Source organism: Knoellia sp. Soil729, from assembly GCF_001427985.1.
Classification (GTDB): domain Bacteria; phylum Actinomycetota; class Actinomycetes; order Actinomycetales; family Dermatophilaceae; genus Knoellia.
On sequence record NZ_LMSA01000001.1, the window covers coordinates 902,401 to 925,575 of the forward strand.

Annotated in this window: 21 protein-coding genes, 1 tRNA gene and 1 riboswitch; of the genes, 9 read left to right on the forward strand and 13 right to left on the reverse strand. The window is 70.7% G+C overall.

From position 1 onward, the window contains the following. Positions 1–7: 7 nt before the first annotated feature. On the reverse strand, positions 8–3,790 hold the full coding sequence (locus ASG74_RS04050; protein WP_056139182.1) for an AAA domain-containing protein: 3,783 nt from the start codon (positions 3,788–3,790) through the stop codon (positions 8–10). A gap of 115 nt (positions 3,791–3,905) precedes the next feature. On the opposite strand from ASG74_RS04050, the gene ASG74_RS04055 reads away from it, so the two are divergent. Further along, the gene (locus tag ASG74_RS04055) at positions 3,906–4,727 is read left to right on the forward strand and encodes an enoyl-CoA hydratase/isomerase family protein (protein ID WP_056139611.1); all 822 of its coding nucleotides are present in this window, start codon (positions 3,906–3,908) and stop codon (positions 4,725–4,727) included. Here the strand turns inward: ASG74_RS04055 and ASG74_RS04060 are convergent. Next, positions 4,714–5,991, reverse strand: a complete 1,278-nt coding sequence (locus ASG74_RS04060) for an MFS transporter (protein WP_056139184.1) — start codon at positions 5,989–5,991, stop codon at positions 4,714–4,716. The two genes, ASG74_RS04055 and ASG74_RS04060, sit on opposite strands and share 14 nt — an antisense overlap. A 51-nt stretch (positions 5,992–6,042) precedes the next feature. On the opposite strand from ASG74_RS04060, the gene ASG74_RS04065 reads away from it, so the two are divergent. From ASG74_RS04065 to ASG74_RS04075, 3 genes are all read left to right on the forward strand, one after another. After that, positions 6,043–6,114 (forward strand) — tRNA-Arg (locus ASG74_RS04065). 544 nt (positions 6,115–6,658) lie between these two features. Beyond that, positions 6,659–7,060 (forward strand): PPOX class F420-dependent oxidoreductase, encoded by a 402-nt coding sequence (locus ASG74_RS04070; protein ID WP_056139186.1) that lies wholly within the window; start codon positions 6,659–6,661, stop codon positions 7,058–7,060. A 197-nt stretch (positions 7,061–7,257) separates the two neighbouring features. After that, positions 7,258–7,791, forward strand: coding sequence for a DUF1990 domain-containing protein (locus ASG74_RS04075; protein WP_056139613.1), 534 nt, complete (start codon positions 7,258–7,260; stop codon positions 7,789–7,791). A gap of 85 nt (positions 7,792–7,876) precedes the next feature. On the opposite strand, the gene ASG74_RS17390 is transcribed toward ASG74_RS04075, so the two are convergent. The 8 genes from ASG74_RS17390 to ASG74_RS04110 all read right to left on the reverse strand — a co-directional run bounded on the left by ASG74_RS17390 (position 7,877) and on the right by ASG74_RS04110 (position 14,432). Then, positions 7,877–8,044 carry a hypothetical protein gene (locus ASG74_RS17390; RefSeq protein ID WP_200942510.1) on the reverse strand — a complete coding sequence of 56 codons (168 nt, stop codon included), beginning with the start codon at positions 8,042–8,044 and terminating at the stop codon, positions 7,877–7,879. Continuing rightward, entirely contained in the window at positions 8,041–8,289 is a 249-nt protein-coding gene (locus tag ASG74_RS04080) for a ribbon-helix-helix domain-containing protein (RefSeq protein ID WP_056139188.1), read from the reverse strand. The genes ASG74_RS17390 and ASG74_RS04080 overlap by 4 nt, the downstream gene beginning before the upstream one ends. A 311-nt stretch (positions 8,290–8,600) precedes the next feature. After that, a complete protein-coding gene (locus tag ASG74_RS04085) occupies positions 8,601–9,317 on the reverse strand; it encodes a hypothetical protein (protein ID WP_056139190.1) in 717 nt (238 codons plus the stop codon). A 173-nt stretch (positions 9,318–9,490) separates the two neighbouring features. Further along, positions 9,491–10,078, reverse strand: a complete 588-nt coding sequence (locus tag ASG74_RS04090; RefSeq protein ID WP_162252777.1) for a DsbA family oxidoreductase — start codon at positions 10,076–10,078, stop codon at positions 9,491–9,493. A gap of 139 nt (positions 10,079–10,217) precedes the next feature. After that, complete coding sequence (locus ASG74_RS04095) at positions 10,218–10,964, reverse strand: C40 family peptidase (RefSeq protein WP_056139195.1); 747 nt, start codon at positions 10,962–10,964, stop codon at positions 10,218–10,220. A gap of 114 nt (positions 10,965–11,078) precedes the next feature. After that, positions 11,079–11,233, reverse strand: a riboswitch (cyclic di-AMP (ydaO/yuaA leader). A gap of 199 nt (positions 11,234–11,432) precedes the next feature. After that, entirely contained in the window at positions 11,433–12,233 is an 801-nt protein-coding gene (locus ASG74_RS17550) for a hypothetical protein (RefSeq protein ID WP_156465270.1), read from the reverse strand. A 189-nt stretch (positions 12,234–12,422) separates the two neighbouring features. After that, positions 12,423–13,142, reverse strand: coding sequence for a metal-dependent transcriptional regulator (locus tag ASG74_RS04105; protein ID WP_056139200.1), 720 nt, complete (start codon positions 13,140–13,142; stop codon positions 12,423–12,425). A 21-nt stretch (positions 13,143–13,163) separates the two neighbouring features. Continuing rightward, positions 13,164–14,432, reverse strand: coding sequence for an MFS transporter (locus tag ASG74_RS04110; RefSeq protein WP_056139201.1), 1,269 nt, complete (start codon positions 14,430–14,432; stop codon positions 13,164–13,166). A gap of 30 nt (positions 14,433–14,462) precedes the next feature. Between ASG74_RS04110 and ASG74_RS04115 the strand changes: the two genes are divergently transcribed. The 4 genes from ASG74_RS04115 (at position 14,463) to ASG74_RS04130 (ending at position 19,167) form a co-directional block, all read left to right on the forward strand. After that, positions 14,463–15,149, forward strand: a complete 687-nt coding sequence (locus ASG74_RS04115; protein WP_056139202.1) for a hypothetical protein — start codon at positions 14,463–14,465, stop codon at positions 15,147–15,149. 56 nt (positions 15,150–15,205) lie between these two features. Beyond that, positions 15,206–16,378 (forward strand): citrate synthase 2, encoded by a 1,173-nt coding sequence (locus ASG74_RS04120; protein WP_235498800.1) that lies wholly within the window; start codon positions 15,206–15,208, stop codon positions 16,376–16,378. Positions 16,379–16,515: 137 nt separating this feature from the next. Beyond that, positions 16,516–17,640, forward strand: coding sequence for a phosphoserine transaminase (serC, locus tag ASG74_RS04125; RefSeq protein ID WP_056139204.1), 1,125 nt, complete (start codon positions 16,516–16,518; stop codon positions 17,638–17,640). A gap of 183 nt (positions 17,641–17,823) precedes the next feature. Continuing rightward, the gene (locus ASG74_RS04130) at positions 17,824–19,167 is read left to right on the forward strand and encodes a KOW motif-containing protein (RefSeq protein ID WP_056139206.1); all 1,344 of its coding nucleotides are present in this window, start codon (positions 17,824–17,826) and stop codon (positions 19,165–19,167) included. Between the two features lie 375 nt (positions 19,168–19,542). Here ASG74_RS04130 and ASG74_RS04135 read toward each other — a convergent pair whose 3' ends face one another. Both ASG74_RS04135 and ASG74_RS04140 read right to left on the reverse strand, forming a co-directional pair. Continuing rightward, on the reverse strand, positions 19,543–20,841 hold the full coding sequence (locus ASG74_RS04135) for an MFS transporter (protein WP_056139208.1): 1,299 nt from the start codon (positions 20,839–20,841) through the stop codon (positions 19,543–19,545). Next, the gene (locus tag ASG74_RS04140) at positions 20,838–21,290 is read right to left on the reverse strand and encodes a MarR family winged helix-turn-helix transcriptional regulator (RefSeq protein ID WP_056139210.1); all 453 of its coding nucleotides are present in this window, start codon (positions 21,288–21,290) and stop codon (positions 20,838–20,840) included. The genes ASG74_RS04135 and ASG74_RS04140 overlap by 4 nt, the downstream gene beginning before the upstream one ends. A 107-nt stretch (positions 21,291–21,397) precedes the next feature. Between ASG74_RS04140 and ASG74_RS04145 the strand changes: the two genes are divergently transcribed. Then, on the forward strand, positions 21,398–22,882 hold the full coding sequence (locus ASG74_RS04145; RefSeq protein WP_056139212.1) for an NCS2 family permease: 1,485 nt from the start codon (positions 21,398–21,400) through the stop codon (positions 22,880–22,882). Between the two features lie 22 nt (positions 22,883–22,904). Here the strand turns inward: ASG74_RS04145 and ASG74_RS04150 are convergent, their stop codons facing one another. Further along, entirely contained in the window at positions 22,905–23,171 is a 267-nt protein-coding gene (locus ASG74_RS04150) for a DUF2530 domain-containing protein (protein ID WP_056139214.1), read from the reverse strand. Between the last annotated feature and the right edge of the window lie 4 nt (positions 23,172–23,175).

Sequence of the window (23,175 nt, forward strand, 5' to 3'; positions counted from 1 at the left end):
CGACGGGTCACGACCCCCCGCGCTCTGCGAGGTCCTTGATCCGTGCCACGTCACGCGCCGGGTCGCGGAAGGCGTCGCGGGTCCACACGCGGTGGTGCTGCCAGCCCAAGCGCCCGAGGTGCTCCGCCCGCAGGCGGTCACGATCGCGCGCACTCGACATCGCGGCATACTCCGGGCCGTCGGACTCGACCGCGACTGCGAGCCGCCCCCGGTGGTTCGGGTCCTCGACCGCGAGGTCGATGGGATCGGCCGAGCTCCCGTAGCGCTCGTGGACGACGAGACCACCTGCTCGCAGCCGGCGCGCGAACTCGCCCATGACCACGGACCGGGTTTCGACGGTGTCCGCCTGTCCACCGGGGACCTCGACCCCGTCAGCTGGCGACACCATGGCGGCAGACCCCGGTTCGGCCACGGAGGACGCCGCCGCGTGCGCGAGGAAGTCGCGCAGCAGCTGCGCCCCTCGGGCCTTGAGCCGTTGCGGGTCGAGCTCGTCCGCGCTGATCGAGGACACCACGGTCATCCGCTTCTTGGCGCGGGTGATCGCGACGTTGAGGCGTCGCTCGCCGCCCTCGTTGTTGAGCGGGCCGAAGCGGTGCAGCACGCGTCCGTGCGGCGTCTTGCCGTAGCCGACCGACAGGATGATGGCGTCCCGCTCGTCACCCTGGACGCGCTCGAGGTTCTTGATGAAGAAGCGCTCGTGCACGTCCTCGGTGAAGAAGGCCGCCGTCTCACGGTCGACGCCGCTGAGGGCCCGTCGCACCGCTTCCTCGAGCCGTTGGGTGTGGGCCAGACCGAGGGCGATGACCCCGAGGCTCTCGCCGGGGCGGCTCCGTGCGTGCTCGAGCACGAGCTCGACGACGCGCTCGACCTCGGCCTGCGTGGTCTCGACGCTCGCCGCACCGTCGGTGACGACTCCTGCACCGTCGACGAGCTCGTGGCGCAGCACGGGTGCGGCACCGGCGCCCGGGAAGGTCAGGAGCGAGCCTCCGTAGACGTGCTCGTTGGCGAACGAGATCAGCCGCTCGTCGTGCGACCGGTAGTGCCAGGACAGCCGGCGGCTGGGCAGGGTCGCGGACATGACGTCGAGGACGGACTCCACCCCCTCGGTGAGGGAGTCGGCCGGAGACGCGTCGCCCTCCTCGGTGACGGTGGTGAAGAACGAGGTGGGCGGCAGCTGGTGCGCATCTCCGGCCAGGACCACCTGACGGGCGCGCGAGATCGCGGACACCGCCTCGGCGGGAGGGATCTGCGAGGCCTCGTCGAAGATCACGACGTCGAACCACACTCCCGGAGGCAGCACCGAGGCCACGACGAGGGGGCTCATGACCCAGCAGGGGCGAACGGCGGTGAGGAGGTCGGCAGTCAGGGGCAGGAGGTCACGCAGCGGGCGGTGCCGACGCGACTTGGCTCCCTCGGCGCGGATGAGGCTTTCGTGCTCGGGTGCCTCCTCGAGGACACGGTCGACGTTGGCCCGCACCGCGGCCCGCACCCGGCTGGCGTTCTGCCGCAGGACCTGGCGGTCCGCGGTGGCGAACTCGCTGACTGTCCGCCGGAGGTCCTCGCCATCGTGCGCACCCACCCGGGGGTCGCGCAGCGAGATGTCGTCGAGGACCGAGCTCCACCACACGAAGTCGGCCTCCGGGGCCACGCCGTCCGCGACGGTGCGTCGGGCGGAGAGGTCGTCGAGCAGCGGACCGAGGCCTGCCTGGCGCAGCGACTCGACAGGTCCGATGACCGAGGGCACGACGGCCAACCGGTCGGGCGCGTCAGCGAGGGCCGTCAGCCGCTCGCTGAGCTCCTCGCGCGGCACGTCGAGCAGGGACTGCCCGGCGTCGGTGCTCGGGACGCGTTCGTCGAGCCAGGTCAGGTCCTCCATGAGCCCGGCATAGGCCTTGAGGGCACGGTCGAGGTCGGCCGGCATCTCGGGGCGGCCGCCGGCCCCCGCCATGTGCTTCCACGCACTGCGCTGCTCGTTCGCGGAGACGAGTGCCGCGTGCAGGTCGGCAGGTGGGTGGCCGGGACGGACGTGGCGACGCACCTGTCGCCGCAGGGAGCGTCGCTCCCACCACCCGAGGTCGGCGCCGACCGAGGACCGGTATGCCGCGGTGCCGGTCGCAGCAACGAACTCACCGAGCGGGACGTCGAAGATCTCGGGCCGGAACGTCTCGAGGGTGTCGCGGACCTCCGAGACGGTGTCGAGGATGCGGCCCCAGTCGCGCACCGTGCGCGACGGCGGCAGGCGCAGCCCGGTGAAGACCTCGGTGAGGGTGGTCTCGACACCCGCGAGGCCGTCACCGCTCCAGCGTTCGACGAGCTCGCGCGCACGCACGGCCTCGTCGGGGGTGCGCACGGTGGCGCCGAACCACGGGTCGTCGGTGCGGTCCGTGCGCCAGGCTCCCAGTGACGCGATGCGGGTCAGCTCGCGCGTGAGCACCTCGTAGCGCTCTCGCGGCAACGACTGCAGCGCCTCGCCACGGATGCGCACTCGCGAGCGCGGCGGGTTCTTGCTCAGGCCCAGGGCACTGATGGCCTCCTGGACCTCGTGCACCGAGACACCCCAGGGGTGACGTGCCTCGTGCATGGCGTCGCGGTGCTCCCGCAGGGTCGAGGCGGCGGCACGCAGACGGTCGACGTCGCGCCCGGGCGGGTCGGCGGGCCGGTTGGTCCGTCCGGGCAGTGCGTCGGCGAGCTCTGTGGCGATGCGACGGCGGCCGCGGGCGCCGTCGTGCAGGTCGAGGACCAGGTCCGCGAGCCCGACACGATCAAGACGGCCAACGACCGCGTCGATGGCGGCGCGCTTCTCGGCCACGAAGAGCACGCGCTTGCCGTCGGCCGCGAGCGCGGCGACGAGGTTCGCGATGGTCTGGGACTTGCCGGTCCCGGGCGGGCCGTGAATGACGAGGTGGGCACCGGAGCGCGCGGCCTCGATGGCCTCCTGCTGCGAGGAGTCGGCATCGAGGACGAGGAGCCCCTGGGCGGGGTCGGGAACGCTGTCGGCCGGCCGGGCCGCGAGCTCGTGGCGCACGGAGCGCAGCGCGGTGGGGTCACCGGCCATGGCGGCGATGACGTCGTGGTCGGCCAGCGCGTCGCCCTGGGCAGCGAGGTCGGCGACCATGGGCAGCTTGGCGTAGGAGAAGGTGCCGAGCACGATCCGGGGGGTGATCTCGAACTCGGGCACGTCCGAGCAGGCCCGGGTCAGGGCGGCATACGCGGGGTAGGGGTCGAAGCCTCCTGCCGTGTGCGTGAGGTTCTCGAGCTGCTCGGAGTCGATCGTGAGCCCGCGCTCGGAGGTGAGGTAGTGCTCGAGCACCGGGTTGAGCTCGATCTCGTCGCCGAGGTCGAGCTCGTAGTCGTCGTGCTGCGGCGTCGTCGGCCGCAGCGTGCAGCTGCGCAGCAGCACCGGCGCTGCCGGCTGACGGGTGGCCGCCGCCTTGCCGCGGCCCAGGCTCCAGGTCGCCATCCCCACGGCAACGAAGCCCGTGTCGATCCCGCGCTCCTCGCGCAGCTCGCGCGCCTTGCCGGCGATGGTGCGAGCGCGTCGACGGGCCTCGTCGAAGGCGGCCGGCTCACGCACGAGGTCGGACAGGCGCGTGGGACGGCCTGCGAGCAGCATCGAGACGCCGCCCGGGTGGGCCGTGGTGAGGTCGAGCGTGCCCGTGGGCAGGTCCCGGTACCAGAGCAGGGTGTTGCGCCCACCGAGGTCGACGAGGTTCTTGGTCCACCCTGCGACTGCGTGGCGGACCCGCTCGGCCCGCGAGTCGATCTCTGACTGCGGTCCGATGTCACTCACCGGAGCAGGCTAACAACGACGGCTGGTATGCCGTGAGTGCCACTTCGCCGGTGTCGGGCCAGTCGCGCTCGGCGCACCCTCGCGGGAGGACGTGCGCATGCCCGAGGATGTCTCCATGCCACAGGACAGCACGCCCTCGCCCGCCGCCGACTCCCCCGACCTGGTCCAGGTGATCCGCCACGAGGCCGGCGTCGTCGAGCTGGTGCTGAACCGTCCCGAGGCGATGAATGCGGTCTCGACCGCGATGACGCAGGCGCTCACCGCAGCGGCAGGCGCCATCGCTGCCGACGACTCCGCGCGCGCCGTGGTCGTGTCGTCCTCGCACCCCAAGGCGTTCTGCGTCGGTGCGGACCTCAAGGAGCGCAACACCCTCAACGACGACGAGCTGCGGGCGCAACGTCCGGGCAACCGGGCGGCATACCGCAGCATCCTCGACCTGCCCGTGCCGGTGGTCGCGGCCGTCTCCGGCTACGCCATGGGTGGCGGCTTCGAGATCGCCCTCTCGTGCGACCTCATCGTGGCCTCGCCGGAGGCGACGTTCGCGCTGCCCGAGGTCTCGGTCGGGGTCATCCCCGGAGGTGGTGGCACGCAGCTGCTCACACGTCGGGTCGGCTGGTCCCGTGCGGCGGACCTCATCTTCACCGCACGACGCGTCGGAGGCGAGGAGGCGCTGTCGCTGGGCATCGTGGACCGCCTCGTCGACGACGCGCGTGCCGCGGCGCTGGAGATCGCGGGCACCATCGCCCGCCACTCCCCGGTCGGTGTCCGCAACGCCAAGGCCGCCATGCGTCAGGGCCTCGACGCCACGCTTGCGGAGGGGCTCGACATCGAGGACGCGCGCTGGCATGACACGGCGTTCAGCCCGGACCGGGCCGAGGGTGTGGCCGCGTTCACGGAGAAGCGCACCCCGAACTGGCCGGGCCTCAGCTCGCGCTGACCACCTCGGGCTCGCGCATGACGAGCGCCGCGACACCGATCACGACGGCGACCACGAGGCAGCCCAACGCGAGGGCGTGGAAACTGGCGACGTCGACGACGACGCCAGCCAGCGCACCGCCGAGACCGGCAGCCAGTCCCATGACCAGGTCGCTCGCTCCCTGTGCGCCTGGTCGCTCAGCCGTCGGCACAGCACCGGTGAGCAGGGTCGAGCCCGAGACGAGGGTGCAGGACCAGCCGAGTCCGAGGAGGAACAGGCCCAGGAGCAGGCGGGTCGACTGACCCATCGGGGCGGTGGACGCCAAGAGGGTGGCGAGGACGAGGATCCCGGAGCCGATCATGGCCACGACCCGGCCACCGAGGCGGTCGACCGCCATGCCGGTGAGCGGTGAGAAGGCGAACATCCCGAGGATGTGCATGCTGATGACGAAGCCGATCACCGTGAGGTCGGCGTGACCGTGACGCATGTGCAGCGGCGTCATGACCATGACACTGACCATCGTCATGTGCCCCAGCGCCAAGGTGATGAGGCCGAGCAGGGCCTGCTGCCGGGACAGGATGACGCGCAGGCCACGCCTCACGGAACCGTGCGTCCGGCCGCTGGCCGACGGGTCGGACTCGGTGACCCGGCGGCGGGCCTCGATCAGGGGGTCGGGCCGCAGGCGCCACAGCAGGACGGCGATGGCCAGCAGCAAGCCGACGAGCGAGAAGACGAACGGTCCGGTGAGTCGTGGGATGCCGAGCATCCGCGACACCGGCTCGCTCGGTCCGACGAGGTTGGGCCCGAGGACGCTGCCGATCGTCGTGGCCCACACGACGAGACTCAGGTCGCGTCCACGGTGGGTCGGGTCCGCAAGGTCGGCTGCGGCATACCTCGCCTGGTTGTTGGACGCCGTCGAGCCGCCGAAGAGCAGGCTCGCCACGAGGAGCAGGGCGAAGCTGCCGACGACCCCGGAGGCGATGAGGCCAAGTGCCCCCACGAAGGAGAGCGCATACCCCAGCGCCAGTCCGGGGCGCCGCCCCCGCGCCGCGCTGAGGCGGGCGAGCGGGACGGCGATGATCGCGGAGCCGAGGACTTGGAACGTCGAGCCGAGGCCGGCATAGGTCGGCGAGCCGGAGACCTGCTCGGCCAGCAGCGCTCCGACGGCCACCCCGCTCGCCAGCGAGACGCCACCGAGGATCTGCGACATCGACAACGTCGCGACCGTCCGGCGCTGGACCGGGTCGCGATGCGTGGTCGTCTGCGCGAAGTCCGGTGCCGTCACGCGCCGAGTATGCCGTCATCTAGGCTGGTTCGCGGCCTCCGGGCCCTTCCCGCCCTCGTAGCTCAGGGGAAGAGCACTTCTCTCCTAAAGAAGGTGTCGCGTGTTCGAATCACGCCGAGGGCACCCTGTCTGAGCTCCGGGCACGCGGAGTCCTGGTCGTCCAACCGCCGCTGAAGGCCCTCAATGGGCACCGAGTGGGCACGTGTCAGGCCTCCCATCGCGCGACCGGCTGTGTAGAGCCCGTCGAGCGCGGTCGCGAAGGTGTCGAGCGCTGGTCCCGCTCGTCCAACCCGCCGCGCCAACGGCCCCCAATCAGCTGGAGCGGGAAGACACCCGCGATCGGTGCCTGGGCTCGGGTGTCAGCGCGTCTGATCGGGGGGTCCACCGATGAGCCCGCTGGGCGAGAGATGATCCTTTGGACATGCAGTAGTCGTCCCGGGCGCGATGCACCCGCCCGGGCTGAGCACGAACGGCCTCCGACTGCCGGGAGTCACCGAAGGACTGCATGTCCGTTGCCCCGCCCGGCCAAGGTCCGAAGTCGGCGATGCCAGGCGGGGCATTCTGCCTCCCGCAGGGCGACGCCACGCCCGTGTGGGTGGTCATGAGGACCGGCGCAACCGTCGACGTACCGCGGGCGGGTACGAACTCCTCCGGGTAGCGTCGCCTCGTGCCCACCGAAACCACGCTCGATGACCTCGCCGCCGAGAAGTTCGTCTCGCTCACGACCTTTCGCAAGAACGGCGCCGGCGTCCCGACCCCTGTCTGGATCGGGCGTGACGGCGATGCCCTCGTCGTGACGACACCGGCCGGCAGCGGCAAGGTGAAGAGGCTGCGCAAGAACCGCACGGTCGAGCTGCGGCCGTGCGGCCGTCGCGGCACCGTCGAGGACGACGCCCCCACGGTCAGGGCCGTGGCCGAGGTCATCGAGGGCGACGATGCCATGCGCCGGCTCGACGAGGTGCTGAAGCCGAAGTACTCCGTTGAGTACCTCGTCGTCATGAGCATCGAGCGGCTGCTGCGACGAGGGAGCCCCCAGCGGGTCATGCTGCGCATCAGCCCGGTGGACTGACCGGCTCCCAGGTCGTATCGGACGAACGGCCGCCACGGCACCGCCCCCTGCGCCACGGCCTGACGGATGAACGCAGTGATGGACGGAGCAATGGGTGCCCAATGCACGACGAAGTCCCACCATGGCGACGGACGCGAGCACTCGTCACGCACTGACACTGCCGCTGCCAGTGAAGCGCGTCGGTGATGATGTGGACCATGCCGGTGCACCTTCTCGACGAGCAGCAGACCTCGAAGCTGCGCGCGGCGCCCTTGTCCTTCAGCCGCCATGAAGGGTCAGAGGGTGACGCGCCCGCCGGTTACAGGCATCTCCACCGTCAGGCCACACTGAACCGTTGCGACTTCGACGCTGCCGCCCGCGACCTTCTCGAATGGCGGATGCACTCGCGGGCCGGACTCCGGGTGGACGCCTCAGAGATTCCCCTGCGTCAGGACACCGTCGTGCTGATGCGGTGGGGTCCTGGCCCACTTGCAGTCAAGATCCCCTGCCGCGTCCTCGAGGTCATCGACGAGTCGCGCCGCCGGGGCTTTGCGTACGGCACGCTGTCCGGCCACCCAGAGGCTGGCGAAGAACGGTTCATCCTCGAACAGCTCGATGACGGCCGCATCCTGTTCACCATCACCGCCCACTCTCGGCCGGCGTCGACGCTTGCAAAGGTTGGCGGCCCCATCAGCCGTGCCGCGCAAAACTTCATGACCCAGCGCTACCTCCAGGCCATGGATCGGCTGTAGCAAGGCCCGGTGTTGCCGCTGAGCCCGCACCCTCGAGCCAGCAGGGGCATCTTGCTCTCTTACAACCACCCGCGACATTCGGACCTCAGTCGAGCAGGTGCAGGTACCCGGATCGCGCCTTCATGGCGTGGATGACGAGCTGCTTGGCCGGGGTGTCATCGTCTGGCTGGCTGACGTACGCCCAGTTCTCGACGGCATAGAGGATGTCGAGTTCGCTGATGCCGTGCTTGAGGGCCGAAGGGGCGACCTTCACGCGACGTACGCGCGGATGGCGGCACGGATCAGCTCCGACCGGCTGACGTGATCGTGCTCGGCGCGCTGGTCCAGCGCACTGAGCAGGGTGACATCAACGCGGACGGGGACGACGCGTGCGGGGCCGTCACCCATCGGCTTGCGCCCACGCTTGCGCAGCTGGTGGACGTCGTATCCCCGCTCAGCCTCGTCGGCCCACTCTTGGATCACGTCGTCCGTGACCAGGACACCGTCGACCGTTTCCATGATCAAATCGTATTACAGAATGCATGAGCGGACCACCGCCTCGTCGCACTTGCCGCCGCATGGAACGCACCAGCTTTGCGCTCGGTGAGAATTCTCTGTACTCCGTCAAGGGCGGGCCTTCGGCCCGCCACCGCGCCGGGCGTGCCGCCTGGCGAGGTCCCGGCACGCCGCGACACAAGGCAACCACACGGCATACGCAAAGGCACCGGACCACACGATCTGGTGCCGGCCGCTCAGGCGGTCAGCTCAGTACCGCCGCCGACACGACGCTCCACGCCCCGCGTCTGACCGCCCCACGCCTCGACGTCGCTTCAGCCACCCGATCCCAGCCCTCCGATGGCGCGTGCGACCACGAGCAGTGAGGTCAGCAGGGCTGCGGACGCCTCCAGACCCATGAGTGCCTTGGCACGAGCTGTCAGGGGCATCGTATCGGTCGGGCTGAACGCGCTGGAGTTGGTGAGCGAGACGTAGAGGTAGTCGATGAAACCGGGTCTCCAGTCGCTTCGCTCGCTCGATCCGGCCGCGACCTCGCGCACGGTGTCGCGGTTCTCGTCCTGGGAGAACCGCCAGTCAGCCATCGCCAGCCGATCACGGGCCACCGTGTGGCGCGGCACCGGCCCCCCACGGTCGATCTCCCAGTACAGGAGCCCGAAGCCGATCACGTTGGTGACCCACACCTGCATCCCGCCGACCAGCAGCGCGACTCCGTCGGTGCTCGAGGAGTCGAGGGTGGTGACCAACATGCCCAGCGCAGCCAAGTTCGTGGCAATCATCAGGCAGGCCAACCCGATCGAGACCACTCGCGACCACCGTGTCTGACGCACCATCCGGCGAGGGTTGGTCATCAGCAGGGCAGCCAGGAGCAGCAGCTCGATCGCCGGGATGACATAGCGCGGGCCGACCAGCAAGCTCTCCGGCAGGACCCCGTAGACCAGGGCCGCCACGACCACTGCCAGCGCCGGAGGGAGCCGGTTCTCGCCCAAGGACGTGCGTGGCGCGCGTCGCCTCATGGAGTGGGATGTCGACATGGCGCCAACCTAGTGTGGTGGCCGCGGGTTCCTACGGACATGCGGTGGTCGTCAGTGGCGCGAACCACCGGCCCGGCTGCCGCCCGAGCGCTGCTCCTCTTGCCGGGACACCCCAAGGAGTGGCTGTCCGCCGGCCCGATCTGTGCATCGACGGCGGCAGTGCGACGGGTCGATCACGGGCCAGCCGGGTCCGATCCCATGACGGTGAGGTAGTCCTCGACGGTCGCGGGCCCACCGAGCCCGATGTGGTGGTCGACGACGAGGTAGGGGGTCGACGTGATGCCCCGCTCGCGGGCCGTCTCGGCGTCCGCGGCGACATCGGACGAGCGCTCGTTCGATGTCGCGAGCAGGTCCCCGACCCGCTGCTCGTCGACACCTGCTTCCGCCGCCAGTCGCTGCAGGATCCGGTGCGAGCTCACGTCGAGGCCTTCGGTGAACACCGCCGCATACAACCTCTCCAGCATGGCTCCCTGCAGGGCCGGCCCGCCAAGGGCCAGAGCCAGCGCGACGAGACGGTGGGCGTCGGTCGTGTCCATGTCCGGTGGCTGCGTGATGGCGATGTCGATGCCGTCCGGACGGCACGCAATGGCAGCCCGCTCGAGCTCATCGGCGGACACTGGCGGTCCGGGCAGCGCATGGTGGGTCAGCACGACGTCTGCGGGCCGCTCGGACGCTGCCACGGCCGCTTCGACACGGCGCTTGGCGACATAGGACCACGGGTCCGTGACGTCGCCCCAGAGGTCGAGGGCGAGGTCGGTCATCACCCCACTGAACCACACCACGCCGGGTCGCGGTGTGAAGTGGTGCACCATGACGAACGCCCCCAGGCCCGTGAGGGCTTGGGGGCGTTCGATCAGGCGTATGCCGGGCTGGTCACCTCTGCGAGGCGACCGGGTCCGCTCAGAAGCGACCGAAGCCCGTCGGCGTGCCATACATGTGGCGCTCACTGGTCGAGGCACCCGGCTTCGGGGAGTCGATCATCATGTCGCCACCGGTGAAGATGCCGACGTGGCCGGCCGGGTAGCCGTAGAAGACGAGGTCTCCGGGGCGCGGGCTGGACACCGGGGTGGCGGCGCGCTGCTGGGCCGACGCCGTGCGGGGGATGGAGACCCCGGCCTTGGCGTAGACGTACTGGGTGAAGCCCGAGCAGTCGAAGCCGGCCGGAGTCGTGCCGCCGTAGACGTAGCCGATGCCGAGCAGGGAGCGGGCGATGTTGACGATGCCACTCGCGGACTGCGCGACGTTGGTGCTGACCGGCGTGCGGGTCGTGGAACGGCTTGCCGTCGACTGGGTGCGAGTGCTCGATGCGGTCGAGCGGGTCGTGGACCGACGCTCGGTGCGCTGCTCGGTGCGCTGCTTGGTCCGCTGTTCGTGGCGAACGACCGCTGCGGGCGCGACCTCCGCCTTCGGCTCGGCCTTGGGCTTCGGCTTGGGCTTGGGCTTCGGCTTGGCGACGACCTTGATGCCGGTGACGCCGATGGCCGGGGCCTTGGCGGGGCTGACAGCGCTCGGTGCGCTGATGGCCGGCGCCGCGGGGGCGGCGGACGGCGCTGCAGGAGCACTGGTGCTGGTCTTGGTCGCACGGTCGGGAGCAGCAGCGGCCGGCAGGGCGAACGCGGCGACGAGACCACCCGAAGCGGCCAGCACTGCGGATGCCTTGGCGCCGGTCGCGCCGGCGCGGGAGGCGAGAACAGACAGTTCGGAGACAGGGTTGTGTCGTCCGGGGGCGCGGTGACGCCCAGGGGTGGAGTGAGCCACGTGGAAACCTCTCGATGCCTGCGGGGTGAGCTGTCGGGTTCGGGCGGAGGTTCTGCCCGGCCAGTGCGGAACTGACTTAACCCCAAGGAGCAACCTCTCGGTCGCCCCACATGCGTGGGTCCCCCGCTCCTGTCAAGCGGATTGCGCTGCAGTCGACAACGGTGACAGGACTCGGCAATCCGTCTCGACAACTCGACCCAGGGGAGGACGAGCCGTCGCAACGGTACCCAATGGTCGCCACAAAGTCACGTTTGGGTCACGGCCACGTCATCCGGCCTTTCCGGCCCGGACGTGAAGAGGGGCGGCAGGACCCCACGCAGGTCCCGCCGCCCCTCTGCCGCACCGTGCCGGTGGACGTCACTCCACGGAGATGTGCACGTGGTCGTAGTGGTTGGCCGTGACCGAGCCGCGGTCCTCCATCGAGCGCCAGCTCGAGGCGCCGCTGAGCCAGATGCGCTGCTTCCAGATCACGTAGGTGATGTTGAGCTGGCCCATGTGGTTGATGGCCCACTGCGCGACGGCGTCGCCGGTGGAGCCGGACACCATGACGTCGACGGCCTTCCCGGTGCCGTGGTCCCCGGCACCGGCGCGGAACCCGCCGATGCTGGTGATGCCGAAGTGGGAGCGAACGGCCGAGCAGACGACCGAGGCGTTGCTGCCCAGACCCTTGGCGCCGCACCAGCCGACATAGGCACCCGAGCCGGTCCCGGACGGCACCGAGGAGCGCGAGGACGACCTACTGCTCCGGTCAGCCGTGGGCTTCGCCTTGGCCTTGACCGGTGCCTTGGCAGCCTCGACCGGCTTCGCCTCGGTCTTCGCCTCGGGCTTCGGCTTCACCTTGGGCTTGGGCTTGGGCTTGGCCACAGCGGTGACGCCGGAGGGGCCGGCAGAGACCTTGACGCTCTCGGCAGCGGCTGGAGACGTCACCGAGGCGCCGGCAGTGCCCACGGCGGTGCGGCCGGAGCCGCGTGAGGTCGTACCCGTCGCCGCGGCGCCCCGGTCACGGACCATCGCCGCGGACGTCTGGCCGGAGAGCTCGACGCTGCCCGGCTCGGCCTGCACGGGGATCGCCACGGCCGCAGCCAGGCTCGCGGCCAGTCCGACGCCGACGAGGCCCTTGACGGCGGTGGGTCGGGACATCGAGCCCAGGGCGCTCATGGGGGGCAGTCGCAGCCGGCCTTGTGCGTCGGCACGACGGCCTCGATGGAAGTCAGGGAAAATCACGGAAAGAAGGCCTCTCGGTGGATCAGGGAAGCCCCCAACGTAACGGCCCGGCGAGGCAAAGTCACATTCCGGTAACGGTGGTTACGGGCCGCGGCGCCACCGAGCGGAGCGTCGAGGAACCCGTCAGGCGGTGTCGGAGGCCGGCACGACGGCTCGCGCCACGAAGACGTGGGAGGCGATGTCGTCCGGCAGCGAGACACCCGTCGACTCGTCCGCTCCGGCGAGCGCGGCGATGACCCGTCCGCCCTCACGACGCACCACCGCGAGCTGGCCGGGCAGGAGCCCGGCCGCGGTCAGCAGGCCGAGTGCCTCGTGGTCGACCTGGGCGGGCTCGCCGATGCGACGCACCGTCACCGTGGCCGGCTGGGCCACCGCGATCTCGCTCAACGTGGACAGGCCGAGCCGGAAGTCCTCGCCCAGCGCCTCCCCGAACTCGTCGAGGCCGGGGATCGGGTTGCCGTACGGCGACTCCGCGTGGTCGGCCAGCAGCGCGAGGATCTTGACCTCGACGCGGTCCGACATGACGTGCTCCCAGCGACAGGCCTCGTCGTGGACGAACTCCCACTCGAGCCCGATGACGTCGACGAGGAGCCGCTCGGCGATGCGGTGCTTGCGCATCACCCGCGTGGCGAGCCTGCGTCCCTCCTCGGAGAGCTCGATGTGCCGGTCACCGGCAACGGCCAGCAGTCCGTCGCGCTCCATGCGGGCCACCGTCTGGGAGACCGTGGGTCCGGAGTGGCCCAGCCGCTCGGCGATCCGGGCGCGCAGGGGGGTGATGCCCTCTTCCTCCAGTTCGAAGACGGTGCGGAGATACATCTCCGTGGTGTCGATGAGGTCAGTCACGACCCCAGTCTCTCATCAGGCTCAGACCGTCTCCGCCGCTGCGCGGCGCGGGTCGTATGCCGGCAGCCACCGCGCGAGCCACGGTGCGCCTCCCAGCACGACCACGCCGAGAACGACGCACGCGACACCGAGGCTGGCGAGGGCGCTCACGGCGCTGACCAGCAAGGGCGCGCCGTTCTGGCCGATGAGTGAGAGGAAGCGCCACACGGAGAGGAACTGGGCCCTGCCAGCGACGGGCGCAGCGTCGGCGCCCAGCGTCTGGACGATGCCGGAACCCAGTCCGTTGCCGACGCCCATGACGGTCGAGACGGCGGCCACAGCGGTGAAGCCATGGGCCAGCGGCAGCATGAGCATCCCGGCCCCGAGGACCACGAGGAACGGCACGGCCACCCACACCCGCCCGAAGCGGTCCATGACGGACCCTGCGGGATAGAACAGCAGGACCTCCGCTCCTCCGGCGATCCCGAAGATCAGCGCGGTCTGGCTGTCGCTGATGCCGACCGACTCGGCCCACAGGGGCACGATGACGAAGCGGCCCTGACGTGCGGCACCGATGAGCAGGACGCCCACACCGATCGTCATCAGCACCCGCCGGTGGCCGCGCACGATGTCGAGCAGGGTGATGCGCGTGCGTGGGGCAGTGCCCGGATCGCGGAACCCCTCCGCGCCGGACGCCGCCGCCCCGGCAAGGGCATCCGGCCCAGCCGGGTCGTCCACGTCCTCGTGGCCTCGCAGGCCGAACCACGCCCAGATCGCAGCGCACAGTCCGGCGACGACCCCCACGGCATACGCCGCCTGGGTCCCCCACACCACGATCACCGGTGCCGCCAGGAACGGCCCGAGAAACATCCCGACGCGCTGGACGCCACCCATGGTCGACATCGCCCGTGCACGCACGTGCACCGGGGCGCGCGCGGTGAGCCAGGACTGGCGAGCCAGGAGGAAGACCGAGCCCGTCATCCCCATGAGTCCGATGGCGATCCCCAGGGTCCACAGGTTCGGCGCCACGACCGCAAGCGCTGCACCCAGGGCGTCGACTAGGGCAGCCCCCGCGAGGGCGCGTCGCTCCCCCACCCGGGCCACCAGCGAGCCCGCCGGGAGGGAGGAGACGAACGCCGCGGCACCTTCGATGAGGACGAACGCCGCGGCCACGGCGACGCTGGCCCCGAGGTTGCGGGCGCTCAGCGCGACGACCGGCATGGCGGCCCCGAGACCGATCGACCACACGGCCGTGGGCCCGAACGCCGGCAGCGCGATCCCACGAAGTGAGAACTCGTCCGCCACTGCCACGCCTGCCACCCTGACACGTAGGTTGGGCAGGTGCACGTGACGATCCCCGGTCGATACAACGGCCCGCCCACCTCGGGCAACGGAGGCTGGGTGAGTGGCCTCGTCGCGAGCCACACACCCGTGACCGTGGAGCAGCCGGCGGTGTCCGTGCGACTGCACCTCCCGCCCCCGCTCGATCGCCGGCTCACCCTCGAGCCGGGGGAGCTCACGCTCCTGCGCGATGGAGAAGCCGTGGTGGCGAGCGCCCGCTGCGCGCCGGCGCCCTCGGGAGACGTGCCCGTCGCACCGACCCTCGCCGAGGCGCGGGATGCCGCGACGCGGGCCGTCACCGCGGAGGAGCATCCGTTCCCGACCTGCTACGGCTGCGGCCCCCTCAACCCCGACGGCCTGCACCTGGGTGCCGGCCCCGTGGCCGACGACACCGAGAGGTATGCCGCGGTGTGGACACCGCGCGAGGTCGCCGTCCCGGAGGTGTGGGCTGCGCTGGACTGCCCCGGCGGCAAGGCGGCCGGCTTCCCCGCCACCCTCATGGTGCTCGGCACCATGACGGCACAGGTCCTCTCACCCCCCGTGGTGGGCCAGGAGCACGTCGTGCTGTCATGGTCGCGAGGCGACGACGGCCGCAAGCGCCACGCGGCGTCCGCACTGTTCACGGCCGACGGCGAGCTCCTGGCCCGCGCAGACCAGACCTGGATCGCCATCGACCCGCCCGCTTGACCCAGCCACCGCGTGGGGGCATGCACAATGTTGCTGCCCGACACCGGTACACCGAGATGAGGGAACTTGTGACACCGACGTCCCAGCCTGACCAGCCCGTCGCCGCCCCGAGCGCAGCTGCGCCCGCCACCGCGGACCCCGACTTCCGACCCGGTCTCGAGGGCGTCATCGCCTTCGAGTCAACCATCGCCGAGCCGGACAAGGAGGGCGGCGCCCTGCGGTACCGCGGCGTCGACATCAAGGACCTCGTCGGACGGGTGAGCTTCGGCCAGGTCTGGGGCCTGCTCGTCGACAACGAGTTCGACCCCGGCCTGCCGCCCGCGGAGCCCTTCCCCCTCCCGGTGCACACCGGCGACATCCGCGTCGACGTCCAGTCCTCGCTCGCACAGCTCGCCCCGGTGTGGGGGTTCAAGCCGCTGCTGGACATCGACGCCGCCGAGGCCCGTGACAACCTGGCCCGCGCCTCGGTCATGGCCCTGTCCTTCATCGGCCAGTCCGCCCACGGACAGACCTCGCCCATGGTCCCGCAGAGCCGGGTCGACGAGGGCAAGACGATCGTCGAGCGCTTCATGATCCGCTGGCGCGGCGAGCCCGACCCCAAGCACGTCGAGGCCATCGACGCCTACTTCATCTCCGCGGCCGAGCACGGCATGAACGCCTCGACCTTCACCGCCCGCGTCATCGCCTCGACCGGTGCCGACGTCGCCGCCTGCATGTCCGGGGCCATCGGCGCACTGTCGGGGCCGCTCCACGGCGGCGCCCCGTCGCGCGCCCAGCACATGATCGAGGGTGTCGAGCGCACGGGTGACGCCACGGCATACGTCAAGGGCGTCCTCGACCGCGGCGAGCGCCTCATGGGCTTCGGACACCGCGTCTACCGCGCCTACGACCCCCGGGCAGCCGTCCTGCGCGACACCTGCAAGCGCCTGGGAGCCCCGCGCTACGAGGTCGCCGTCGAGCTCGAGAAGGCCGCCATCGCGGCCCTGGCCGAGCGCCACCCCGAGCGTGTCATGGAGACCAACGTCGACTACTGGGCCGCGGTCCTGCTCGACTTCGCCAAGGTCCCCGGCGACATGATGACGCCGCTGTTCGTCGCGGCCCGCACCGCCGGCTGGGCGGCCCACATCCTCGAGCAGAAGCAGACCGGGCGTCTCATCCGCCCCAGCTCGCGCTACATCGGCGAGGCCTCCCGCGGCATCGAGTCCGTCAAGGGGTACCGCGCCGGCTGACGGACGCAACGCTCCCGGACGGCACGGCATACGAACGACTTTTCGTATGCCGTGCCGCGCGGTGTGTGGGGCCGCTCACCTCGTCCGGTGGGTGAACTTCCACCGGGGTCACCCGTGGAGTGCGCGAGGATGGCCCGGTGACTGACGCCAAGATCACCATCCCCCAAGACCTCCTTCCCGCCGACGGCCGCTTCGGCTCCGGGCCCTCCAAGGTCCGCCCCGAGCAGGTCGAGTTCCTCGCCTCCCTGGGCACCACCGTGCTCGGCACCTCCCACCGCCAGGCCCCGGTGAAGAACCTCGTGAAGTCGGTGCGTTCCGGGCTCGCCGACCTGTTCTCGATCCCCGAGGGCTACGAGGTCATCCTCGGCAACGGTGGCGCAACCGCCTTCTGGGACATCGCCGCCTTCGGCCTCGTCCGCGAGCGCGCGCAGCACCTCGCGTTCGGTGAGTTCTCCAGCAAGTTCGGTGCCGTGACCTCCAACGCGCCCTTCCTCGGCGAGTCCTCGATCATCAAGAGCGACCCGGGCACCCGGCCCGTCGCGGTGGCCGAGGTCGGCATCGACGTCTACGCCTGGGCGCACAACGAGACCAGCACCGGTGTGATGACCGACGTGCGCCGGGTCGAGGGTGCCGCCGACGACGCGCTCGTCCTCATCGACGCGACCTCCGGTGCCGGCGGTCTGCCCGTCGACATTGCGGAGACCGACGTCTACTACTTCGGCCCGCAGAAGTGCTTCGCCTCCGACGGCGGCCTCTGGCTGGCGCTGTTCTCCCCCGCGGCCCTCGCCCGCGTCGACGAGATCACCGCCTCGGGCCGCTGGGTCCCCGACTTCTTCAGCCTGCCCACGGCCATCGACAACAGCCGCAAGGACCAGACCTACAACACCCCGGCCGTCGGCACCCTCGCGCTGCTCGACAACCAGGTGCAGTGGATCAACGGCCAGGGCGGCCTCGACTGGGCCACCGCCCGCACCAAGGACTCGTCCGACCGCCTCTACGCGTGGGCCGAGTCGGTCGACTACGCCTCCCCCTATGTCGCGGACCCGGCCGCGCGCAGCCAGGTCGTCGCGACGATCGACTTCGACGACGCGGTCGACGCGTCGGTGATCGCCGCGACGCTGCGTGCACACGGCGTCGTCGACACGGAGCCCTACCGCAAGCTCGGGCGCAACCAGCTGCGCGTCGCGACCTTCCCCGCGGTGGAGCCCGAGGACGTCAGCAAGCTCATCGCGAGCATCGAGCACGTCGTCGCCGCACTCTGACCGCTCCGCCGGCTGCCCGTCCCGCACCACACCTGCACCCCACCGGTGCGGGGCGGCGCGGGGGCGGGCAGTTCGCGTTGCCGGGCGTGTGGATTTCCTCACGGCGCGATCCCTGCACGGGGGTTTCCCCGGGTAACCTTGGTGGTGCGCCACTGACGTGGCGCGGGCGGAAGGAGAGCTGACATGGGTGTCGGCATGCATCGCGGGGCCGTGGCGGCCCTGCGCACCACGACCGGACGACGGATCGCCGGTGCCGTTGCGGCGCTGGCCGTGACGACGAGCGGTGTCGCGGCAGTGGCCGCCACCGAGAGCCCCACCCAGGCGCGCCCGCGCATCGTCGTCCCCCCTGTGGCCGTCCAGCAGGCAGGCGGCGTGCGGTCGCTGCCGGCCCTGCCCGCCCTGCCCGCGCTCGAGCTGCCCGACCCCAACTCGTCCATCCCGCCGGAGTTCCCCGCGACCGCGCCCGAGCCGCAGACGTGGGGGTTGTCGAGCGTCGCCAGCGGCGGGATCCCCGCCCAGGCCCTCGCGGCCTACCAAGCGGCACAGCGCCTTCTCGCGACCGCCGATCCCGGCTGCAAGATCGACTGGGCCCTGCTCGCCGGCATCGGCAAGGTCGAGAGCGACCACGGACGCTGGGGTCGCAACCTCCTCGACGCAGCCGGCACCGCTGTTCCCGGCATCTTCGGTGTCCCGCTCACGGGGACGGGAGTCGCCCGCATCACCGACACCGACGGCGGGCGCTTCGACCGCGACACCGTCTATGACCGCGCCGTGGGTCCCATGCAGTTCATCCCCGGCACGTGGAAGTCCGTGGGTGCGGACGGCAACGGTGACGGCCGCCGCGACCCGCAGAACATGGCTGACGCGGCGACTGCCGCGGGCATCTACCTCTGTTCCGGCCCCGGGGACCTCACCCAGCCGGGCGACCTCACCCGGGCGATCCTGCGCTACAACTACTCGATGGACTACGTCGCCAAGGTGACGAGCATCGCGGCGTCCTACCGTGCCGGCCACAGCGTCATCCCCGCGACCGGCCTGCCCGCCGGCTTCGCCGACCGCGCTCCCTACCTGCCCCCGGCCGGCGCCGCCGCCGGGCCCAGTGCGAGCCCGAGCCCGCGTGCCTCCACTGCTCCGTCCAAGAGCCCTGCGGCTTCCCCCAAGCCGGCAGCCAAGCCCAAGCCCGCGTCCTCGTCCCAGCCCGCCCCCAAGCCGGCCGCCCCGCCGGCGGCGGCACCCAAGCCGACGACGGCTCCCCTGCCCAAGCCGAAGCCCGTGCCCGCGGTCCCCGTGCCCCCACTGCCGAAGGTCACGGCGACGCCACTGCCCTCGACGACGGTGGCCGTCGACCCCGACCCGTTCTCGGTCGGTGACACCGTGAAGATCACGGCGGGCAAGTACCTCGGCCTCTCCGCCAAGGTGCTCAAGGTCGACACCACCAAGAAGACCGTGACCGTCGAGGTCAACGTGGTCGGCCTCATCAAGCCGCAGATCGTGCTCCCCTACGCCGACGTCAAGCTCGTCCCCTGACCCCGAACCACCCGGTCCCCGACTGATTGCGCGTTGGGACAGTGGCGAGCAGAAGCTCGCCACTGTCCCAACGCGCAATCAGTGGGAGGTCCCGAGCGGTGAGCCGCACCGGGCCAGCGCGCACGGCGAGGAGGCCGAGGCGACGAGTGGGCCCCGGCGAGGCGGACGAGGCAACGAGCGCGCGGGCGGCGAGGGGATGGGTCGATGGGTGCGTTTGCGACGAAGGAGCAACTGAGCGCCCATCGACGCATCCGTGTCGCCCCACACCAGGGGGACCGACCCGAAGGACCGGTCAGGTCAGGACGGCATACGCAATGGCCACGAGGAGCACGATCGCGAGCACGCCAAGGGTCATGCGCCGCCGGAAGCTGGGCGTCATCGCGCGGCCTCGGGTGCGGGCTCGGTGACGGTGTCACGGATCGGGGCCGTCTCGATGGTGATGCGCGGAGAGCGCTGGGACTCGTAGCTCACGCGGACATTCTCGCGGCGGGCCAGCCAGCTCATAACGGTGACCAGCGTGATGCCCACGGCGATGGGGCCGATGGCGATGGTCCAGCGAGCGCCCCAGACCTCACCGATCCAGCCGATGATGGGAGCGCCGATCGGGGTGCCGCCCATGAAGATGGCCATGTAGAGCGCCATGACCCGGCCGCGCACGAGCGGGTCGGTGCGCAGCTGCACCATGGCGTTGGCCGTGGTGAGGGCGGTGAGAGCAGACAGCCCGGTGGGGATGAGCGCCAGCGCGAACCACAGGTAGGTCGGCGCCAGGGCGGCCGCAGTGGTCGACACGGTGAAACCGGCGAGGGCGGCCAGGAGCGTGCGCAGGCGGGGGTTCGCCCGGCGCGCGCTCAGCAGGGCGGCGGTGAGCGAACCGATGGCCATGATCGAGCCGAGCACGCCGTACTCGGTCGGCCCCTTGTGGAACTCCTGGGTGGCCATGAGCGCCGTCGTGACCTGGAAGTTCATCCCGAAGGTGCCGAGGACGAAGACGAGCAGCATGACGACCTGGATGTCGGGCCGGTTGCGGACGTAGTGGATGCCGTCACGGATCGCGCCCTTGCCACGGGTCAGCGGCGCGGGCATGAGCTCAGCGGGGCGCAGCATGAGCAGGGCGACGAGGACGAACACGAACGTCCCGACGTTGACGAGCAGCGTCCAGCCGGTGCCGACGGCGGCGATCATCAGGCCCGCCACACCGGGGCCGATGAGGCGGCCTCCGTTGAACGAGGCGCTGTTGAGGGCGACCGCGTTGGCGAGCTTCTCCCTCGGGACCATCTCGGAGACGAACGACTGCCGCGCCGGGTTGTCGATCGCAGTGATGACGCCTTGGACGAGCGCGATGGCGTAGACCTGCCACAGGGTGGCGACGTCCGCGAGGACGAGGAGGGCGAGCACGAGGCTCGTGATGAGCAGCAGGACCTGCGTGACCATGAGGATGTGCCGCTTGGGGAAGCGGTCGGCGATGGCCCCGGCCCATGGCGCGAGGAGGAGGAAGGGGAGGAACTGCAGGCCGGTGACGATGCCGAGGGCCTGGCTGGAGTGGTCGGTCAGCTGGGTGAGGACGAGCCAGTCCTGGGCGACGCGACCCATCCAGGTGCCGACGTTGGAGACGAAGGCGCCGGCGTAGTAGATCCGGTAGTTGCGCTCGCTGAGCGAGGTGAAGGTGGGGCTCACTCGGCGGCCACCTTGGTGAGGATGGCGGTGGCCCGCTTGAGGACCGCCTGCTCCTCGGGGTCGAGGTGGGAGACCCGGACCGACATCCACGCGTCACGCTTGCGGCGGATGTCCTTGAGGACCTGGCGGGCCTCGGGGGTGAGGCTGACGATGACCTGGCGCTTGTCGGTGGGGTCCTGGGCGCGCTCGACATAGCCGAGCTCGGCCAGACCGGCCACGGTGCGCGTCATGCTCGGGGCACTCACTCGCTCGATCTCGGCGAGCTCACCGGGGGTACGGGGCGTCTCCTCGAGGCGGCACATCACCGAGAAGTGGTGCGGGGCAACGGTATGGGTGCTCTCGTAGCGCACTCGGCGCGAGATGCGCATGCAGGCCAACCGGAGCTCACCGGCGAGGGAGGACACCGCGGAAGGCCGCATCGCGGCATACGTCGGGGTGTCATTTGTCATAATGCTTAGCCTAACTCATTACTTCGGCTAACTATTCCGGTGATCACTGCGTGATCGACCGAACGGCGCCCGTATGCCGTGGTGCGAGTCCTCGCTATGGTTCCGCCATGCCGACTGCCACGACTGCCGACCCGCGCCAGACCGGGTCCTCCACCCTCGACCGCTACTTCAAGATCAGCGAGCGGGGCTCGACGATCGGCCAGGAGGTGCGCGGCGGGGTCGTCACGTTCTTCACCATGGCCTACATCGTCGTGCTCAACCCGCTCATCCTCGGCTTCGCCAAGGACGTCAACGGGGACTTCCTCGGTGGCGGCAGCGGCGACGGCTCCAACCTTCCGGCCATCGCGGCCGGGACGGCGCTGGTCGCCGGCCTCCTCACGATCCTCATGGGCGTGGTGGCCAACTTCCCGCTGGCGCTGGCGACCGGACTCGGGCTCAACGCGTTCGTGGCCTTCGCGGTGGCGTCGCAGATGACGTGGGCCGACGCCATGGGACTCGTGGTCCTCGAGGGGCTCATCATCCTCGTGCTCGTGCTCACCGGCTTCCGGCAGGCGGTCTTCCACGCCGTGCCCAGGCAGCTCAAGGTCGCGATCTCGGTGGGCATCGGGCTCTTCATCGCCCTCATCGGGTTCGTCGACGCCGGCTTCGTTCGCCGCACGGCCTCCGGCACCGTGCCGGTCCAGCTCGGCGTCGACGGCTTCCTCGGCGGCTGGCCGACCTTCGTCTTCGTCGTCGGCCTCATCCTCATCATCGTTCTGTGGGTCCGCAAGGTCCGCGGCGCCATCCTCATCGCCATCGTCGCGACGACCGTGCTCGCCATCGTCATCGAGGCCATCGCCAAGATCGGGCCCATGGTCGTGGGAGACAAGGTCAACCCGACGGGCTGGGGGCTCATCGTCCCCGAGCTGCCCGACAAGGTCATCGACTCCCCGTCGTTCGCCACCGTGGGCGAGTTTTCACTGCTGGGCTCGTTCCAGTCCGTGGGCGTCGTCTCGGCCGCCCTGCTCATCTTCACCCTCATGCTCGCCGACTTCTTCGACACCATGGGCACGATGACCGCCATCGGCGCCGAGGCCAACCTCCTCGACGAGGACGGCCTGCCGCCCCACACCGACCGCATCCTCGTCGTCGACTCCCTGGCCGCTGCCGCCGGTGGCGCGGCGGGGGTCTCGTCCAACACGAGCTACATCGAGTCGGCCTCGGGTGTCGGTGAGGGTGCTCGCACGGGTCTGGCTTCGGTCGTCACGGGCGTGCTGTTCCTCGCCTCGATGGTCTTCGCACCGCTCATCAAGGTCGTCCCGTCCGAGGCGGCCGTCCCGGCCCTGGTCCTCGTGGGCTTCCTCATGATGCAGCAGGTCAAGGACATCGACTGGGACGACGTCGAGATCGCGATCCCGGCGTTCCTCACCATCGTGCTCATGCCGTTCACGTACTCGATCACCGCGGGCATCGGCGCCGGCTTCGTCGCCTACGTCCTCATCAAGATCGTGCGCGGCAAGATCTCGGCGATCCACCCGCTCATGTGGCTGGTCGCCGGGCTGTTCGTGCTCTACTTCGCCATCGACCCCATCAAGGGCCTCTTCGGCGTCTAAATCATCCACTTATTGGGGGCAGTCAGGCATCGTGGGCGTTGCCGCGGCCACGACGGACATAGAGCAGCCCGACGGTGCCGAGCACGAGCCCGGCCACGCAGGCCCAGGGCCACCAGGACCGGTCCCCCTCATGCAGCGCCGGCACGACGAGCGTGGCCAGGAGCGCCACCGCCCAGATGGCCAGCCCGATCTCGATGATCCGCTGGGTCGGGACCTGGAGCGCGGCCAGCTCCTCCGGCTCGACGTCGCTCTCGCGCGTCCTCTCGGCGTCGCCCAGGGGCTCGGTCATGACG

Coding starts and splice junctions, on each gene's coding strand:
- ASG74_RS04120 (WP_235498800.1), top strand. CDS start 15,206: ATGAGGGAACTTGTGACACCGACGTCCCAGCCTGACCAGCCCGTCGCC.
- ASG74_RS04085 (WP_056139190.1), bottom strand. CDS start 9,317: ATGTCGACATCCCACTCCATGAGGCGACGCGCGCCACGCACGTCCTTG.
- ASG74_RS04075 (WP_056139613.1), top strand. CDS start 7,258: ATGCCGGTGCACCTTCTCGACGAGCAGCAGACCTCGAAGCTGCGCGCG.
- ASG74_RS04080 (WP_056139188.1), bottom strand. CDS start 8,289: ATGGAAACGGTCGACGGTGTCCTGGTCACGGACGACGTGATCCAAGAG.
- ASG74_RS04150 (WP_056139214.1), bottom strand. CDS start 23,171: ATGACCGAGCCCCTGGGCGACGCCGAGAGGACGCGCGAGAGCGACGTC.
- ASG74_RS17550 (WP_156465270.1), bottom strand. CDS start 12,233: ATGAGCGCCCTGGGCTCGATGTCCCGACCCACCGCCGTCAAGGGCCTC.
- ASG74_RS04055 (WP_056139611.1), top strand. CDS start 3,906: ATGCCACAGGACAGCACGCCCTCGCCCGCCGCCGACTCCCCCGACCTG.
- ASG74_RS04140 (WP_056139210.1), bottom strand. CDS start 21,290: ATGACAAATGACACCCCGACGTATGCCGCGATGCGGCCTTCCGCGGTG.
- ASG74_RS04130 (WP_056139206.1), top strand. CDS start 17,824: ATGGGTGTCGGCATGCATCGCGGGGCCGTGGCGGCCCTGCGCACCACG.
- ASG74_RS04090 (WP_162252777.1), bottom strand. CDS start 10,078: ATGACCGACCTCGCCCTCGACCTCTGGGGCGACGTCACGGACCCGTGG.
- ASG74_RS04145 (WP_056139212.1), top strand. CDS start 21,398: ATGCCGACTGCCACGACTGCCGACCCGCGCCAGACCGGGTCCTCCACC.